The 18,793-nt window shown below is 45.4% G+C and carries 6 protein-coding genes; 2 read left to right on the top strand and 4 right to left on the bottom strand.

Features of this window, described 5'->3' with window-relative positions; genetic code table 11:
- The first annotated feature begins 482 nt into the window (after nt 1–482).
- Nucleotides 483–3,788 carry a DUF4347 domain-containing protein gene (locus tag QUA36_RS00390; RefSeq protein WP_333454847.1) on the top strand — a complete coding sequence of 1,102 codons (3,306 nt, stop codon included), beginning with the start codon at nt 483–485 and terminating at the stop codon, nt 3,786–3,788.
- A 265-nt stretch (nt 3,789–4,053) separates the two neighbouring features.
- Here the strand turns inward: QUA36_RS00390 and QUA36_RS00385 are convergent, their stop codons facing one another.
- The 4 genes from QUA36_RS00385 to QUA36_RS00370 form a co-directional block, all read right to left on the bottom strand.
- Complete coding sequence (locus QUA36_RS00385) at nt 4,054–7,617, bottom strand: AAA-like domain-containing protein (RefSeq protein WP_333454845.1); 3,564 nt, start codon at nt 7,615–7,617, stop codon at nt 4,054–4,056.
- A gap of 27 nt (nt 7,618–7,644) precedes the next feature.
- Nucleotides 7,645–11,226 (bottom strand): WD40 domain-containing protein, encoded by a 3,582-nt coding sequence (locus QUA36_RS00380; protein ID WP_333454843.1) that lies wholly within the window; start codon nt 11,224–11,226, stop codon nt 7,645–7,647.
- Between the two features lie 27 nt (nt 11,227–11,253).
- Nucleotides 11,254–14,931 carry a WD40 domain-containing protein gene (locus QUA36_RS00375; RefSeq protein ID WP_333454842.1) on the bottom strand — a complete coding sequence of 1,226 codons (3,678 nt, stop codon included), beginning with the start codon at nt 14,929–14,931 and terminating at the stop codon, nt 11,254–11,256.
- 240 nt (nt 14,932–15,171) lie between these two features.
- Entirely contained in the window at nt 15,172–16,461 is a 1,290-nt protein-coding gene (locus tag QUA36_RS00370) for an AAA-like domain-containing protein (RefSeq protein WP_333454840.1), read from the bottom strand.
- Between the two features lie 685 nt (nt 16,462–17,146).
- On the opposite strand from QUA36_RS00370, the gene QUA36_RS00365 reads away from it, so the two are divergent.
- Nucleotides 17,147–18,715 carry an ATP-binding protein gene (locus QUA36_RS00365; protein WP_333454838.1) on the top strand — a complete coding sequence of 523 codons (1,569 nt, stop codon included), beginning with the start codon at nt 17,147–17,149 and terminating at the stop codon, nt 18,713–18,715.
- Nucleotides 18,716–18,793 lie beyond the last annotated feature (78 nt).

Genomic DNA, 18,793 nt, shown 5'->3' with positions numbered 1-18,793 from the left:
CCCAGAAAATCTTTTCTAAATTTCCCCTGACCAAGGCTTCCAAATGGTTTGATGCACTACTTATCTGGCTAAGGGTGTGCATGGCAAATCTACATAGAGAGGTTCCCCGTATCCGACTATTTACATTAAATCCTCTCCATTTAATTGCTAAAAAAATCGCAACTTTCACACAGCTTAAGCTGATTTGGGAGACAAGTGTCGGATTTCACTTACGGAGAAAATTCAAGTTTTCCCCTAAATTTTAATCTCCCCGATGGATCACCGAGGTTTTATATCAAATCCGTTAGCATCGGAATAGTAAATTCGAGTTCACTGTTCACGGCGTTCACTGTCAACAGTCAACAGTCAACCGTCAACAGTCAACATCATTCCGGTGTAACCGGAAATGATATTAATTCTGCCTGCTGCCTTCTGCATCTCTAGCCTTCCGCTTTCAAGGTGAATCTACCAGCAAATAGTAAACATTCTCATGGGTATGCCAAATGAGTTCAACTTTTGCCACCAACATGGATTCACAATCTGTTCTCCGCAATACTGGTTCTAAATCTATTGTCTTCATTGATTCCGACTTAGATGACTATCAAACTCTTGCGGGTGGCGTGCTTACCGGTGCAGAGATCGTCATTTTAGATAAAAATGGTAACGGAGTCGAGCAAATTACTGCGAAACTGCAAACAATTTCTGCTGCTGGGGAAACTGTAGACCAAGTTCATATTATTTCTCACGGCAATTCTGGCAGCTTGCAGCTAGGTTCTGCGACGTTAAATGCGGATAATTTGCCGCAATATGAAAGCCAGTTGCAAGGGTGGCGAAATGCCCTAAGCGACAAAGCAGATATTGTGCTTTATGGTTGCGATGTGGCTGCGGGTTCGGGAAGCGATTTTGTCGATCGCCTGGGCGAGTTAACCGGGGCTGATATTGCAGCATCTAGCGATCGCACTGGCCGCAGTGGTAACTGGAATTTGGAGTTTGCCAAGGGTGATATTGAAGCACCGCTAGCCTTGACTCCAGAGGCAATGGCGGATTATCAAGGGACTTTAAAGACTATTACCGTTGCCAACACTAATGATAGCGGGGCCGGTTCCTTGAGAGATGCGATCGCCTCTGCAGCAGCCGACGATACCATTCAATTTGCCTCCACTCTTGCGGGTCAAACAATTACTCTAACGAACGGTCAACTTGTCATCAACAAAAACTTGACAATTGATGCCGTTAGTGCAGCCAATTTAACCATCAGTGGCAACAATGCTTCGCGGGTAATCCGCACAGAAGGTGCAACAAATGTTACTCTAAAAAACCTAATTGTTGCCAACGGCAAAGTTTCTGGAACCGATCCGAATAATGAGACAACTAGCGCCGGTGGTGGCATTCAAACAGGAGGTAGCAGCACTTTAACTTTAGAAAATTGTCAAGTCAATAATAATGTGGCCGGTTTTGGTGGCGGCATTTACACGGGTTTTCGCAGCACGACAAATGTAATTAACAGCAAGTTTAGCGGCAATGACGGTTCGCTAGCGGATAATACCGAACGTGGTGGCGGTGCGATCGCTACTAAAAGCGGCGGTGTTCTGACTATCAAAGATAGCGAATTTACCAACAACAAAGGCAGCTACGGCGGTGCTGTTAATAACCTGTTGGGCAGCATGACGATCGAAAACTCTAAATTCACAGGCAACCGCACAGAGAAAGGCGTTGGCGGGGCAGTTTACGTCGATGGCGCTAATGCTTCAGGACCGAATGCAACCCCCGGCCCTGTTCCCGGAAATATTGTCATCCGCAACAGTGTTTTTGATGGCAATATCGGAGCGAGAGAAGGAGGTGCAGCCTTTCTGTTTGGTTATTTGCAAGATAAAGTGGTCTTGGAAAATAGCACTTTTGTTAACAATAAAGCTGTTAAGGATCTAGCCGGAGTTGGAGGTTCTGGAGGCGCAATTCGTCACGGAAACACCGAACTTACGGTAACAAATTCCACTTTTGCTAATAACCAAGCTGAAGATAATGGGGGCGGTTTGTGGTCAGGAGAGAATGGAAATATCAGCATTGTCAACAGTACATTTTCCGGCAACAGCGCTGCTAAGCAGGGCGGAGCAATGCTTGTCGCTAACAGAGATTCCTTTTCGACTAACATCGTCAATTCAACTTTTGCTAAGAATACCGCTGAATTTTCGGGAGGTATTGCTACTTTTAACAATCCTGTGAAATCGCCAATTACTGTCAAGAATTCGATTTTTGATAGGAATACGGCAAGTAACTCTTTTAAAACTAGGCAGCACACTGGACGGGAGCTCATCGATGGGGGAAACAATCTTCAATTTCCCGCTAAACTGACGACGGGCGATCCTAATGATAGTAATGTTACGGCAAATGTGACGATCGCAGACCCCTTACTCGGCCGTTTGGAAAATATTAACGGCGCTTTTGTGTTGCCGCTGCTAGTAGGAAGTCCGGCAATTGATACGGGTACTGGTGCGGGCGCGCCGGCGACTGATCAGCGCGGTGTGAGTCGCCCTCAAGATGGTGATAATAACGGAAGTGCGATCGTTGATATTGGCGCTTATGAATTGAACCCTACAGTCACGCCGACTCCAACTCCAACTCCCACTCCCACTGAGACTCCGACTCCGACTCCGACTCCGACTCCGACTCCAACTCCCACACCGACTCCGACTCCAACTCCCACACCGACTCCGACTCCAACTCCCACACCGGAACCAACTCCGACTCCCACACCGGAACCGACTCCGACTCCCACACCGGAACCGACTCCGACTCCCACACCGGAACCGACTCCGACTCCCACGCCAACTCCGCCTGCAGATGATTGCCTACTCGATAGCCTCAACGCCCCGCAACTAGATCCTGCCACCATCACCCCCAACCCCGTCCAACAAACTATCAACGGCGGCGAGGATAGCGATTTCATCATGGGCGGTGTCATCAACGACTCAATTAACGGACAAGCCGGCAACGATACTCTCTACGGCATGGGCAGCAATGACAACATTGACGGCGGCGCAGATAACGACTCAATCTTCGGCAATGGAGGCAGCGATTTCATCTCTGGCGGCGCTGGCAACGATACCATCTACGCTGGCAAAGATCCTGACACTGTTGTTGGTGGTGAGGGCGACGACTTGTTGAGGGGAGATTTAGGCAATGATACAGTTGCCGGCGGCGTTGGTAACGACAGCATTTTCGGCGGTAAAGATGACGATATCTTGCTGGGTGAAGATGGTGACGACTACATTTTAGGGAACTTAGGAAATGACACAATTAATGCTGGAAATGGCAACGATATTGCCTTTGGCAATGAAGGTGCAGACCTGATTTTTGGCGACATCGGTAACGATACCCTGTACGGAGGCAAAGAAAACGACAGTCTCGATGGCGGTGAGGGCAACGACTTGCTGTTGGGTGGCAATGAAAACGATGTGCTCTGTGGCGACATCGGTAACGATACCCTGTACGGCGGCAAAGGTAATGATATTCTCAGTGGTGGCAGCGGTGCAGATTTCCTTTCCGGGGATGTTGGAGACGATACATTGACTGGTGGTTCGGGAAATGATGTGTTTTTCCTCAATCAAAGTTCGGGTAGCGACATCATTAATGATTTCCGCAAGGGAGAGGATTTAATTGGGCTGAGTTCTGATTTGAATTTTAATCAACTCAGTATTACTTCCAGCAACAATCAAACTTTGATTACTGTGACGGACACCAATCAATTGTTGGCGAAGCTTAACAATATTACCCCCGGTATTCTCACCGCTAGCGATTTCATTACTCTGTAGTTATTATAATTAAATCCGGTTTGGCTATACCCTCGATTATTCTGCGTATCCTTCGGCGGTTGAAACCAGGGCAACCACGGGGCGATTGCCCCTACAAAAACGAAGTCCGCCTCTGCAGACTGAGAGATAAAGGGAGTAGTTAAGCCGGATTTAGTATTATAGTATATTTCAATAAAAAGTAGCAAAACATGATAATTATTCTCTAATCTTCTGAGGCTATAGCCACACATATTAATCTATTATTCCTAATCAAGCGGACTTGATATTATTCGGTTTTAATACGATCGCACAAATGTCTATCCTCGTCCTTCACATCAGCATTGGTTCGCAAATAATCTCGCACCCGATCGCACGCATAAGCCAGTTCATCGAGTTTGAGAATCCGCTCCACATCCCACAAAATGATAGTGCGATCGTCCCCAACAGAAGCAATCTGTTTGCCATCGGGACTAAACGCCACCGCCCAAACATTCCCCTCATGTCGGGTTAACGTCGTTATTTCCGTGCCGTCAATTTTCCAGAGTTTGACTGCGCCAGATGCACCTCCCGCCACCAGCATTTGACCGTCGGGACTGAAATCAACCGCCATCATGCCTCTAGTATTTCCCTTGATGGTGTTCAGCAACGTGCCATCGATCGTCCAAAGTTTAATCGTGTCATCCATGCTCGCACTTGCCAAAGTCCGACCGTCTGGACTGACAGCCACTTCCCAAATTCCACTACGATGACCTTTCAAAGTCTTGTTCAAGCGACCGTCCAAACTCCACAACCGAACTGTGCCATCTGCACTGACAGAAACCAGCCTGTTTCCGTCGGGCGTAAAGTCCACATCGTAAACCCTAGCCTGATGTCCTGCGAACGTTTTCAGCAAAGTGCCGTCTGGCTTCCACAGTTTCACGGTTTTGTCGTCGCTGGCAGAAGCGAAGAACTGACCGTCTGGACTGACGGAGACATCCCAAACGCTAGCCCCATGTCCTGTTATGGTTTTCAGCAGCGTCCCGTCGAACTGCCAGAGTTTAATAGTTTTGTCTGTACCAGCAAAAGCGAGTACAGGCGAGATATCTTCTTTGGCAAAGCTAGCAGGAGAGACGAAAGCAACCGAGTAAACGGGAGACTTGTCTTCCGCCAAAGACTTCAGCAACGTACCGTCTTTTGCCCACACTTTGAAGCTGCCATCGGAACTAGCTGAAGCTAACATCTGACCGTCCTGGCTGAAGTCCACATCCCAAATGATGCCGCTATGCCCGTACAGGAGTTTCGAGAAAGGGTTTGTCGGGTTCCACAGCCGGACGGTATTGTCGTCGCTGGCGGAGACAGCGATTTGAGTGTTGGGAATAAAGATAACGCCGCGAATTCCAGATTGATGCCCTTTGAGGACTTTCAAAAGCGTCCCGTCCGGCTTCCAAAGATTGATGGTTCCGTCTGCGCTGGCGGAAGCAATGACATCGCCTGAATCGCTGACGGCAATTTCCAACACTTCCGAACTGTGACCCCCGATAGTTCGTAGCAGCGTTCCGTCGAGTTGCCAGATTTTAACCGTGTTGTCAGCGCTGGCAGAGAGAATAGCGAGACGTTTTGTGCCGTCACTGTCTGCAAGGAAGGCGAACTTAACGTCCCAAACGGCAGCCGCGTGTCCTTCCAGAGTTCTCACTCCTTTGCCGTCCTTAGTCCACACCTTGACCGTACCGTCGGTGCTGCTAGAGGCGAGCAGGTTTCCATCCGAACTGAAGGCAAGACCCCAAACCCCACCTTGATGTCCGCTTAGTGTCTCCAGCAGTTTGCCATTAAAGTCCCACAGGCGAATCGTGCTGTCTTCGCTGCCAGTGGCAATGCGATCGCCGCCCGGACTGACTGCAATGTCCCATATCGCAGCGCTGTGTCCCTGAAAGGTTTTGAGGAGTTTGCCGTCTCGATCCCACAGATAAATGCTGCCGTTGAGACTGGATGTGACCAGGCGCTGGCTATCGGGACTGAATTTGATCCCGAAGACAGCAGCCGGGTGTTGCAGGTTGTGCAGCAGCGCACCGTCCCGCTGCCACAGCTTGACTGTTCTGTCGCCGCCGCCGGTGGCGATGAGTTGGGCGTCTGGGCTGACATCAAGGCCCAGAACCACGCTGGAATGCCCCGTCAGGCGATTGAATTCTGACGTTCCGTAGATGGCCTGTTGCAGCACTTGCCGAACTTGCGATCGCAACTGGGGGTTGGAATTAGGGAGGTCATCGAGCCTGCGTCTGGCTTTGATGGCACTGACGAGGGCGTCTAATCGCTGTTGGGAGGCGAATTGCCCTGTGGAGGAGATGCTGAGGGCTTGTATTTCGCTTTTGGCGGCGCGGTAATATTGCCAGAGGGCGAAAATGGCGGATGCGATCGCAACTATCAGCAACCCGCTCAACGCTGCAATAAACTTGCGCTGTCGCTGTGCTGTCTTTCTTTCATAAGCTACGCGCTTGCGTTCTTCTACCAGTCGTGCTTCGACTTCTTTTACTCGTTCTGCTTCCAGTGCTTGCTGCATTTCCAACTTGTCTAATTCACCAGAAGCGGCTAAAAACTGATAGTCCAAATCGCTCAAACTTTTACCTTGCGCCCAGGATTGAGCGTCTTTCAGCGCTTGTCCGCGCAACAGTCGCGATTCGTCTTGTTGTTTGGAAGCGATCCAAGCATCAAATAGTTGGGAGTAAGGGCGCAGTTGCCCTAAGTGTTTTTCTACCCATTCTCTCTTAAATACTTCTTGATAAATTCGGTTTTTTACCTGCAAATACCCATGTTTTTTTACCACTAAACCCGATAGCAATAGTTCGATTTGATCTCGGCTGTCATCGGTTGGGACGGGCGGGCACGGGGGCACCGCCCCTACGCCTTGTAAAATTTGCTGATAAATACCGAGCAATCTGCCGGCACGTTGTTCGTTGCGAAGGATGCGATCGCGGATTGTCTTTAAATGCTCTGGCTCATCTTGCGATTCCCATTGATTGATGATGTTTTCTCTCACCACCGATTCCACAAAAAATCCCTCGGTTCCCAGTGGTATTTTTAAACCCCCCGTGTGGGCTGACCCCGCCATTCTTACTACTAATTCACAAATTTTTTGCGTTAAAAATGGCTGTCCTCCCGTCCAATATAAGATTTCTTTGAGAACTGCCTGCGGATTGGCTATGACATTTTCTAACCCTTTCGCTAATGGTTGCGCTTCTTCTAAGCTAAATCCTAACAAATCGATCGCTTGTCCGATATTAAAAGGTGTCCTATTTTTATCGGCGATTAAATCGCTGGGTGTAGCTACTCCGAAAATTGCGAAAGTAATGCGGGTATATTCGGGATTGATAGCTCGTTGATTGTAGCAGAAACGAATCAAGGCGAAAAAATCATCTACTGGAAAATCTAAACTGAGAATACTATCAATCTCATCGACAAATATAAAAATTCGCTCCTCTGGAAATCCGGTTAATAAAATATCTTCAATAAACTGACTCAATATTTGCAGAAGAGAAACTTCTTCTTGTTCTTTCCACCAAGTTTTTAAATTAACTTGTCCTAATAAATTAAAGCTGCGCCACAAATCGCCAACTATTCCTTTGTACCATTGTAAAGGAGTAATATTTTCGCTACCGATGCGAGTCATGTCGATCGTGCTGCATTGAAATCCTTCGGCTTGCAATCGATGGAAGGTGCGAACGAGAAGGGAAGATTTGCCCATCTGTCGGGAGTTGAGGACGTAGCAAAACTCGCCGAGTTTTAAGGCTTGATAAAGTTCGATATCTGCTTGTCGTTCGACATAGGTAGGCGCATCAGTTGTGAGACTGCCACCAATTTGGTAAGAGTAATCTTTCATAATTGATAGTTCATGGTTTCGGATAATTTAGCGATGATCGCCCACTCGATCGCACAAATGCCTATCCTCCTCCTTCACATCGGCATTTGTTCGCAGATAATCCCGCACCCAGTCGCAACCATACTGGAGAAAATCGAGCTGGAAAATTCGCTCTAAATTCCACACAATTGCTGTGGTATCCTGACTGGCTGAGGCGATGAACTTTCCATCAGGGCTAAAGGTAACTCCGAACACCCCATCGCTATGTCTTTTTAAGGTTTCAACCTCTTGACCGTCGTACCTCCAAAGTTTAACAGTGCCGTCAAAACTTGCTGAGGCGAGAGTCTTGCCATCGGGGCTAAATGCTACTCCGAATACCCCATTTTTGTGTCCCTTTAAGGCTCTAATTTCTGTACCATCCAACCGCCAAAGTCTCACCATGCTATCCATACCTGCTGAAGCGAGAGTCTTGCCGTCAGGGCTAAATGCCACTCCCGCCACCTGACGGCGATGGCTTGTTAAAGTGTGTAGAAGCTTGTAGCTGGGCTTTCCAGAGGCGATCGCATTATCCCACTGCCAAAGTTTGATAGTGCCGTCCACACTACCAGAGGCAATCAGCTTTCCATCGGGGCTAAATGCCACTCCGTTAATGTAATCGGTATGTCCTTTGAGACTTGCCAATTGGGTGCCGTCAATCCTCCAAACTTTAACCGTTTTGTCCTCACCCGCCGAGGCGAGTGACTGTCCATCTGGATGGAAATCAACCGCGAAGACTCTACCTTGATGTCCAGTAAAAGTCTTGATTAAGGTTCCATCTAGTCGCCACAATCGAACAGTGCTGTCATAACCGCCTGTAGCAATCGTGTCTCCCTTCGGGCTGAAATCTACTCCGAAAAGTTTATCAGCTTGTTTGGGGAAAGTGCGAATTAAGCTACCATCAAGCCGCCAAAGTTTAACGGTATTATCACGACTGGCGGTGGCAATTGTCTTACCATCAGGACTAAATTTTATGGTGTAAATTGATGCTTGATGTCCGTTAAGAGTCTTGAGTAAACTATCATCAAGCTTCCAGAGTGCGATCGGGCCATCCCAACTGGATGAGGCAAAGATTTGCCCGTCAGGACTCCAAGCCAATCCAGAGACGACATCTTTAGCGACTAGCAGGGTTTTTACAAGAGTGCCGTCAAGCTTCCAAAGTTTGACTGTTCTGTCTAGACTTGCCGAGGCAAGCAAAGCACCTTGAGGGTTAAAAGCGATTTTGGTCACGGCGTCGCTGTGTCCAGTTAGGGTTTTGACTAAAGTTCCGTCAAGCTTCCAAAGTTTGACTGTTTTATCCGCACTCGCCGAGGCAATGAGATATTGTGAAGAGCTGTTGGCGTAGCCTGCGGGCGCATAGGCAACATTCATAACTCTATCCGTATGTCCGGTGAGGGTTCTGATCAGTTTACCGTCTGCATTCCAGAGTTTGATGGTTTGATCTTTAGAAGCAGATGCAATAGTTTGACTGTCCGGGCTAAAGGCAACGCTGTTAACTTCATCTGTATGTCCGGTGAGAGTTCTGTGCAGTTTGCTGTCTGTACTCCAGAGTTTAATTGTTTTATCTTTAGAAGCGGAAGCAATAGTTTGACCGTCAGGTGCGATCGCGACTTGTGAAATATTATCGGTATGTCCTTTTAAGGTCTGCCATAAGGTACAACTCGGCTTGACCTTGGTTGATTTTGTACTGTTTTTACGCCAAAGTTTGACTGTTTTATCCGCAGAACCCGAAGCAATTAAATCCCCTCTGGGGTTAAATACGACTCCCCAAACTGCATTGTTGTGCCCTTGAAGTATTCCTAGTCTTGTACCGTCTTTTTCCCAAAGATCGATCGTTTTATCGGCAGAAGCTGAGGCGATGAGTTCCCCATCAGGACTGAATGTTACATCATTAACCACATTGTCATGCCCCGATAAATGATTATAGTCAACTGCTCCATAAACAGCTTGATGGAGAGCTTCTTTAACTGAGCGTTCGATCTCTGGGTCTACACCACCTAATTTTTGCAGTTGTCGCTTTCCTCTGATTGCCTCTATGAATGCGTCTAATTTTTGATTTGAGGCGAATAAGGCTTCGGAAGATTTGGCGATCGCTTTGATTTCGCTGACAGCAGTTTGCCGATACTGAAAATACACCGCTAGCCCCAAGGCAGAGGCAATAATTAATGCTATTGTTACTACAAAAAGCAAAAACCTTTGTCGCCTTGAACTTTTTTTCTCTACAGTTAATCTTTTTTGTTCTTCTGTTAGTCTGGCTTCAATTTCTTTAGCCCGTTCTGCTTCCAATCCTACCTGCATTTCTCTGCGGTCTAATTCTTCAGAAGCGCCTAAAAACTGATAATCTAAGTCACTCAAACTTTTACCCTGGGCCCAAGCTTGAGCATTTTTCAAGGCCTGTCCGCGCAACAGTCGGGATTTATCGGTCTGCTTGGACGTTATCCAAGCATCAAAGGCTTGAGAATATGGACGCAAAGAAGCGAGATTTTTTTCTACCCATTTTTTGTTAAAAACTTCTTGATAAATCGGGTTTCTTACCTGTAAAAACCCTTGATATTTTACTACCAAACCAGACAGCAATAGTTCTACCTGTTCTCGCGAGTCATCGGTGGATACTTCCACTCCTTGTAATATTTTTTGATAGATGCCGAGTAGTCTGCCAGCACGTTGCTCATTTCTCAGGATGCGATCGCCGATCGTCTTTAAATGCTCAGGTTCGTCTTGAGATTCCCAATTCTGGATGATGTGCGATCGCACGACCGATTCCACAAAAAATCCTTCCGTTCCCGGTGGAATAGTCAGCACGTCACTGTGAGATTCTCGCGTCGCTCTTACTATCAATTGACACAGCTTTTGGCTCAAGAATGGTTGCCCAGAAGTCCAAAATAATATTGATTTTATAATTGCCTCTGCATTACTAACTACACTCTCTAACCCTTGAGTTAAAGGAAATGCTTCTTCCCAGGAAAAACCGGGCAAATCTACTGCTTGTCCGATATTAAAAGGTGTCCGGTTTTTATCTGCGATTAAATCGCTGGGTGTAGATACTCCGAAAATTACGAAGGTAATCCGGTTGTATTCTGGATTAATGGCTCGTTGGTTGTAACAATAACGAATCAAGGCGAAAAAGTCATCGACGGGAAAATCTAAGCCTAAAATACTATCAATCTCATCGACAAATATAAAAATTCGCTCGTTCGGAAATTTGACTAATAAAATCTCTTCAATAAATTGACTCAATCTTTGCAGGAGAGAAACTTCTTCTTGTTCTTTCCACCAGGTTTTTAAATTGACTTTTCCTACAAGATGGAAACTGCGCCACAAATCCCCAACGATTCCTTTGTACCATTGTAAAGGAGTAATGTTTTCGCTACCGATGCGAGTCATGTCGATCGTGCTGCATTGAAAACCTTCTGCTTGCAATCGGTGGAAGGTGCGAACGAGAAGGGAAGATTTGCCCATCTGTCGCGAATTGAGAACGTAGCAAAACTCGCCGAGTTTTAAGGCTTGATAAAGTTCGATATCTGCTTGTCGTTCGACATAAGTAGGCGCATCAGTTGTGAGACTGCCACCAATTTGGTAAGAGTAATCTTTCATAATTGATAGTTAATTGTTTCGGATAATTTAGCGATCGCCCACGGCATCGCACAAATGTCTATCCTCCTCCTTCACATCGGCATTTGTTCGCAAGTAATCTCGCACGCGATCGCAACCATCAGCCAACAAATCCACTTTCAAAACTCGCTCCACATCCCACAAAATCAGCGTATTATCCTCACTCACAGAAGCCACAAATGACCCATCCCCACTATACGCTACCCCCCGAATCGCCGCAGAGTTTCCTCTGATGGCCGTTAATTGGGTACCGTCAAGCTTCCAAAACTTCAGCGTATTGTCTACACTACCAGAAGCAATAATATTACCATCCGGGCTAAACGCCACCCCCCATACCGCGGCCAGATGACCTTCCAGAGTTCTCAGTAACTTACCATCCACAGTCCAAAGCTTAATCGTATTGTCCCCGCTGCCAGAAGCCAGAAATTTACCGTCAGGGCTAAATGCCACCCTCCACACAGCAGCAGTATGACCTTGAAAACTTCTCACTAAAGTACCATCAAGCTTCCACAACTTCACAGTACCATCCCCTCCTGCCGAGGCAATTAGCTGACCGTCAGGGCTAAATAACACCTGCCAAATAGGAGCATGATGTCCTGTCATAGTATGCAATAAAGTACCATCGGGCCGCCAAAGTTTGATAGTATTATCTTGACTTCCAGAAGCAATAATTTGACCGTTTGGACTGAAAGCCAATCCAAAAACTGTAGCGTTATGACCTACCAAAGTTGCTATCGCTTTTCCGTTTCGAGTCCAGATATTCACCTTATTATCAATTCTGCCAGAAGCAATTAACTTGCCATCGTCACTCAGGGCAACAGCATAAATCGCAGCGTTTTCTACAGTGAAAGTCCTCAACAATTTACCTTGCCGACTCCAAAGCTTAGTCGTGCCATCCTCGCTGCCTGTAGCAATTGTAGAACTATCCGAACTGACATCTAAAGCCCAAATTCCGGCTTTATGTGCAGTAATCATCGTCCGCAATGGGTTTTGACTCTGCCACAGCCGCACCGTATTATCTGCACCCGCCGAAGCAATCAAACTGCCATCCGGGCTCCAAGCTATCCCCCAAATCGCAGCAGTGTGACCTCTCAATGTCGTCCGTTCTGTTCCGTCAAGATTCCAGAGTTTAACAGTTTGATCGCGACTTGCAGAAGCAAGAGTCTGACCATCGGGACTGAAAACAACTCCCGATACTACGGCAGAATGACCTTCAAGCGTTCTAAGCAAAGTACCGTTTTTGTTCCACAGTTTCACCGTTTTGTCTCCACTTCCTGAAGCCACAATCTGACCGTCTGGACTAAACGCTGCTGCAGATACCACAGAAGTATGACCCCGGAGAGTTCTTAACAGTTTGCCGTCTTTGTTCCAGAGTTTCACCGTTTTGTCTCCACTTGCCGTAACAATAGTCTGACCGTCTGGACTGAAAGCCACTGAGGGTACCCCAGCAGTATGACCCTGGAGAGTTCTTAACAGTTTGCCGTCTTTGTTCCAGAGTTTCACCGTTTTGTCCATGCTGGCAGAAGCAATTGTTTGACCATCGGGACTAAACGCCACTGTCCAGATACCAGCAGTATGACCCTGAAAAGTTTTCAACAAAGTTCCGTTTCGCTGCCAAAGTTTTACAGTTCCATCATCACTTCCAGAAACAATAAACTGACCGTCCGGGCTAAATTTGACAGACCGAACGATCGCCTGATGACCTTTGAGTGTTGCTATTTCCGTTCCGTCCCGCCGCCACAGTTTAATAGTTTTATCCACACTTGTTGAAGCAATAAACTTACTGTCCCGACTAATATCAATTCCAATAACAGCCGCTTTATGTCCCGATAAACGGTTGTATTCATCCCCTTCATAAACCGCTTGACGCAATACATTGATAACTTGATTATCAATATTTTTATCCATTTTGCCTAAGTTTTGTAGTCGGCGCTTAGCTTTAATTGCTTCTATTAGTGCATCCAATCGGCGATTAGACGCAAACAATCCCTCTGAGGAAGAAACCAGGGCTTTAATTTCACTAATCCGAGCTTCGCGCTCACTAATAATCGATCGGCGATACTGAAAATAACTTGTTACTCCTAAAGCACAGGCAAGTAGCAGTGCCATACTCACAGAAAATAGTAATGCCCTTTGTCGTTTAACTGCTTTTTTTTCTTGAATTAATCGCATTTGTTCCTGGGCCAGTCGCGCTTCCACTTCTTTGGTGCGTTCTGCTTCTAAAGCTTGTTGAACTTCTCGCCTATCTAGTTCGGCACTAGCAGCTAAGAACTGATAGTCTAGGTTACTTAAGCTTTTTTCCTGCGCCCAGATTTGACCATCTTTTAAAGCTTGTCCCCGCAAAAGTCGGGAAGAATCTGTTTGTTGTGAAGCAATCCAAGCATCGAAGGTTTGCGAGTAGGGGCGCAGTTGCCCTAATTGCTTCTCTACCCATTCCAGGTTAAAAACTTCAGCATAAACCCTGTTTCTTACCTGTAAATAACCATTGCTTTTAACAACTAATCCCGATAATAATAGTTCAATTTGTTCTGGTGAGTCATCAGTTGATACCCTTCCCGCTCTTTTGCTCAAAGGTTGAAATCTTTCATTTCCTTGTAGAGGCAATTCCCCTGTGGTTGCCCTATAAAGATTTGGGTCAGGCACGGAGGTACTGCCCCTATAGTCCTCTTCAAAGTCGCACAATGAAACAGATCCGCTGGCTAAGGGGGGGTTAGATAGTAAAATTTGCTGGTAGATGCCGAGTAATCTGCCCGCGCGTAGTTCGTTGCGAATAATCCGCTCCTTTATGGTTTTTAAATGTTCCGGTTCATCCTGAGATTCCCATTTATTAATAATATTTTTTTGCACTAAACGTTCTACCCAAAATTCTTCTGCTTCTGCTGGAATTGTTACTACTTTTGGCGGTGTTGTTTGAGTTGCTAGGTAGGCTAAATAGCACAGTTTTTGCGTCAGGAATGGCTGCCCAGAAGTCCAAGCCAATATCTCTTTGAGAATAGCTTCAGAATTATTGACTACACTTGCCAATCCCGCCGCTAATGGTTGGGCTTCTTCTAGTTCAAAACCTCGTAAATTTATGGCTCGACCAATATTAAAAGGAGTTCGTTTTTTATCAACAATTAAATCGCTAGGTGTAGCTACTCCAAATATTGCAAAACTAATACGATTATATGCTGGATTAATTGAGCGTTGATTATAGCAAAAGCGAATAAGGGCAAAAAAATCATCGACAGGGAAATCTAGACTGAGAACACTGTCAATTTCATCAATAAATATAATGATTTGTTGGTCAGGAAACTTGGCTAACAAAATATCTTCAATAAAATGACTAAATCTTTGCAGAAATGATACATCTTCTTCATCGCGCCACCAGGTTTTTAAGTTAACTTGCCCTAAAAGATTGAAGCCGCGCCACAGTTCCCCAATCATGCCTTTATACCACTGTAAGGGAGTGATATTTTCGCTACCGATGCGGGTCATGTCGATCGTGCTGCATTGAAAACCTTCTGCTTGCAATCGGTGCAGGGTACGGACTAAGAGAGAAGATTTGCCCATTTGTCGCGAGTTGAGGATGTAACAAAATTCCCCAGCTTTTAAGGCTTCATAAAGTTCGGAATCTGCTTGCCGCACTACGTATGTAGGCGCATCACTGGCGAGACTGCCGCCAATTTGGTATGTTACCTGGGTCATGCGGTTTATGGGTGGGTTTAAAGCTGAGTATGTAGGGAATGTATTTAGAGGTAAGGATGTCGTGCTGGAGCTGTATTATAATATAAGTTATGATAAACTATGCTAAATTATGGTTGATTTATCCCTTTTTTTTAGTGCACGTAGGCGGACTTTGTTTGTATAGCAGCGATTTCTAAGCGCAAAAAAACGTCGAGTTTTCAAGGGGATCTTGGATTACGCAAAAAAACTGTAAAGCCGGCTCTAAATAAAGTTGTGCGAACCAAAATAGATGCGGTACAACTCACAGCTTAGCGTACAGCGGTTGTTATCGATATGAATCAGCCCTATACTAAATAATTTAGAAGCCACTATCGGCTCTAATTCCACTCCGTGTTCCGATTTTACTACTTGTTTAAGTGCAACCGCCAGTTCGAGATACTCTTGCAATGTTGCCCAAAAACTCCGCAAGTAATCTTTATAAATTCCCGCTATTGTCGGAGCTTCTTGTAGTAGCTGATCTAGTGTTACACTGTTGTGACAGAGGTGGTAAAAAGCGAGCCGCACCAGATAAGGATGTCCCCCCACCATTGCCATCAGTCGATCGGCATCGGAACCCTCTGTCCAATCCAGTCCGTGACGCTGAGCTAAAGCAAGTATCTGCTCTTCTGTAAAATAGGGCAATTGCAGCGGTAAACCGACATTAAAAGGCGATTCAGTGAGCTTTAAAGGAATATAAATTTCTGTGGAGTGAAGAACGATTAATCGCAGTTTTCCCAAAGTTTCAATCCGCTTTGCTTCTTCATGCCAGCTTCGCAGCAGCGGCAAAAATTCTCTGGCAATTTTTGGATACTCAAAAATTATATTTACTTCATTTAACGCTAACACAATAGGGGTACTTATTTGTGCTAATATATATTGTTGCAAATAGATGGTGCAGCTTACTTTGCTACCCATGTCTTCATCCCAATAATCCTCTAATAGAGGTGGTAATTCTAGGTTACGGCTGATGTTGGCACAAAACCAGCGTAAAAATTTATCGATATTGGCTAAGACAGCTTCCTCGGCTTGCTGAAAATCTAAACTTACAGTTCGATAGTCAAGAGAAGTCGCGCGATCCAAAATCCGTAGGAGAAGGGAGCTTTTTCCCATCTTCCTGGGAGCTTTAATCCGCAGAACACTTCCTGGTTTGGTAATCTCTCGATAGGCGAGTTCTTCAATTAGCGGATGAGGGATATAAAATGGCGAACCGAGGGGCACGGGAGAGCCGGGAAATTCTAAAGGTGTTGCGAGGCATTGGCTGCGGGTGAAGGATTCAATTAATTCTCGTTCCTCTGCGGTCAGGGAACGTGATTCTACACAAGAGCGAAAATTTGATTTGCTAATAGATGTCTGCAAGATTTGAGAGAGAGATTGCCACAAGGATGAGGCGATGTTTCTCAGGTAATGCTCTCCGTAATGAGAGGCAGATGCGATACTTGTATAAGTCTTTCCTTCCCAAACTTGGCGGAGTATGATTTCTTGTACTGGGTATAAATCTTTTTGTAATCGCACACGAGTTAGCTGTAGTACCTCATCTATCGTCATAACTGGCAATAACCATATAAGTGTATCGTTGATATTATCACTTATGATTGAGTGTAAAGCTCAGATCGATCGCCTATTGGATTGCGACACGCTCCTGTCGCGACATTTTGCAGGGGGTAATTGGTCAAATCGGTTAAATATCCCCGAAGACTATCACTGTCAATAATCAAGAATTCCCTCGCGGGGTGGGGGCGAGTGTATTTAACCTGCCTGCACTCTTCAAGGGTACAAGAGTGAACCCACCTCTACAGGCTTTGGAGAATGGTTCTCTTCGTTAAGTGAAATCCTTGAAATGCGTTAAATCTGGTAATTTCCCCGTTGCCTGACGGATCGCAGAGTGCTATAACCTAATTTCAATGGGCGCTGGCGATCCTACTGGAAAGGAATCTGTGCTCAGTTTTTCTTTATCGTTGGCCAAAATGTCATGCCGGTGTCACAGTTGGTAGTGAAGGCAGAATTAAAAATGTGACAGTTGACTTTGCTAAAGCTGAGTCGATTGATGTTAAGTTAATTAACATTAGTTTCAGATCGCTGCATTTACTCATCACAAGCGTTAAGTCCAAAAGCATAATTCTTATTTTTGTGCTAGCAGGTTTTTTTATTTCCATGTAATCCTGTCTTAAAAACTTTAGCAAATAACCTAGTTGATTTAATGCAAATGATTCATGAAATCTTTCCTAATTATTTTATTCCTCACGGTCATTGCTACTTGTGGAAGCCTGGATTAGTGGGGCTGCACATTTTGTCCGATGGTTTGATTGCCGTGGCTTATTTTTTGATACCCATCACGCTGATTTATATTGTTAATAAGCGGAAAGACGTGCCTTTTGACTGGGTTTTCATGCTGTTTGGCTCTTTTATTGTCTGCTGCGGGATTACCCATATTATGGAAATATGGACGCTGTGGCATCCTAATTATTGGTTCTCTGGTTTTCTTAAAGCGATTACGGCGCTGATTTCGCTAAGTACAGCAGCAGTGCTGGTGGAACTAATCCCAAAAATCTTGGCTATTCCCAGTCCAGATCAATTGGCGGTGGCAAATGTAGCTTTACAAAATGAGATTGGCGATCGCAAACAAGCTCAAGAAGCACTCTCGGAATTAATGCTAGAATTGGAAAAACGCGTGATGGAGAGGACGATCGCTTTAGAATCCACTAATGAACTTTTACTACAGGAAAATCGCGATCGCTCTTTGGCGGAAAATTCATTGCGGCACTCGGAAGCTAAACTGCTAGAACAAACTCAGCATTTAGAGAACGCTCTGCAACAACTTAAAGGCGCTCAAACTCAACTCGTGCAAACTGAAAAAATGTCGTCTTTGGGGCAAATGGTAGCTGGGGTTGCCCACGAAATCAATAACCCTGTTAACTTCATTTATGGCAATTTGATTCCTGCGGAGGAATACATTAAAGAGCTTGTAGAATTGATTAAGGCTTATCAAGTTTATTACCCCACTCCTGCGCCGGAAATTGCAGACAAGATTCAAACTATCGAACTCGATTTTATTTTAAAAGACTTGCAAAAACTTTTTTGTTCGATCAAAATTGGATCAGAGCGAATTAGGGAAATTGTTAAATCTTTACGAACTTTTTCCCGGTTAGACGAAGCCGACATGAAAAAGGTAAATATCCATGAAGGTCTCGATAGCACTTTAATGATTTTGCAGCACCGCTTGAAAGAACAACCAAACCGTCCGCCTATCCAAGTGATTAAAGAGTATGGAGATGTGCCAAAATTGGAATGCTACGCTGGGCAGCTTAACCAAGTATTTATGAATATTTGTTCTAATGCTATTGATGCTTTAGAACAGATTGTACAGGAGGGATATTCGACCAACGGCTATTGGGAAAATAATTTATCTGACCACTTACAAAACGCCTATTGCCCACTGCTAAAAATTCGCATCCGCACCCTTTTAGTTGATGACAAGTGGGTGCAGATTCACATTGCTGATAATGGCACTGGCATAGATTATGATGCGATCGCTAAAATTTACGATCCATTTTATACAACGAAACCTATCGGTGCTGGTACCGGGCTGGGTTTGGCAATTGCTTATCAGATTATTCAAGCCCATGAAGGTTATTTGCGCTGTACTTCCGAGGTGGGGAGAGGTACGGAGTTTATCATTGAAATTCCTTTGCGATCGCAATTTGGCGATCGCCCCCTACTCCAAAAGCAAGCTGTTATGAACAAGCTGGGTTTAGGCGTTAATAAATAATTCTGAATCCAGCTACCATTTTCGGTTTATTTTATTTTTTGCCTAACTTAGGTATCATCAAATCCATATTATCTGCCA

Origin of the sequence: Microcoleus sp. Pol10D4, from assembly GCF_036701555.1 — a bacterium.
In the GTDB taxonomy this organism is placed as follows: domain Bacteria; phylum Cyanobacteriota; class Cyanobacteriia; order Cyanobacteriales; family Microcoleaceae; genus Microcoleus.
This window is presented reverse-complemented; position numbering and strand designations above follow the sequence as displayed.

Coding starts and splice junctions, on each gene's coding strand:
- QUA36_RS00390 (WP_333454847.1), top strand. CDS start 483: ATGAGTTCAACTTTTGCCACCAACATGGATTCACAATCTGTTCTCCGC.
- QUA36_RS00385 (WP_333454845.1), bottom strand. CDS start 7,617: ATGAAAGATTACTCTTACCAAATTGGTGGCAGTCTCACAACTGATGCG.
- QUA36_RS00380 (WP_333454843.1), bottom strand. CDS start 11,226: ATGAAAGATTACTCTTACCAAATTGGTGGCAGTCTCACAACTGATGCG.
- QUA36_RS00375 (WP_333454842.1), bottom strand. CDS start 14,931: ATGACCCAGGTAACATACCAAATTGGCGGCAGTCTCGCCAGTGATGCG.
- QUA36_RS00365 (WP_333454838.1), top strand. CDS start 17,147: ATGCAAATGATTCATGAAATCTTTCCTAATTATTTTATTCCTCACGGT.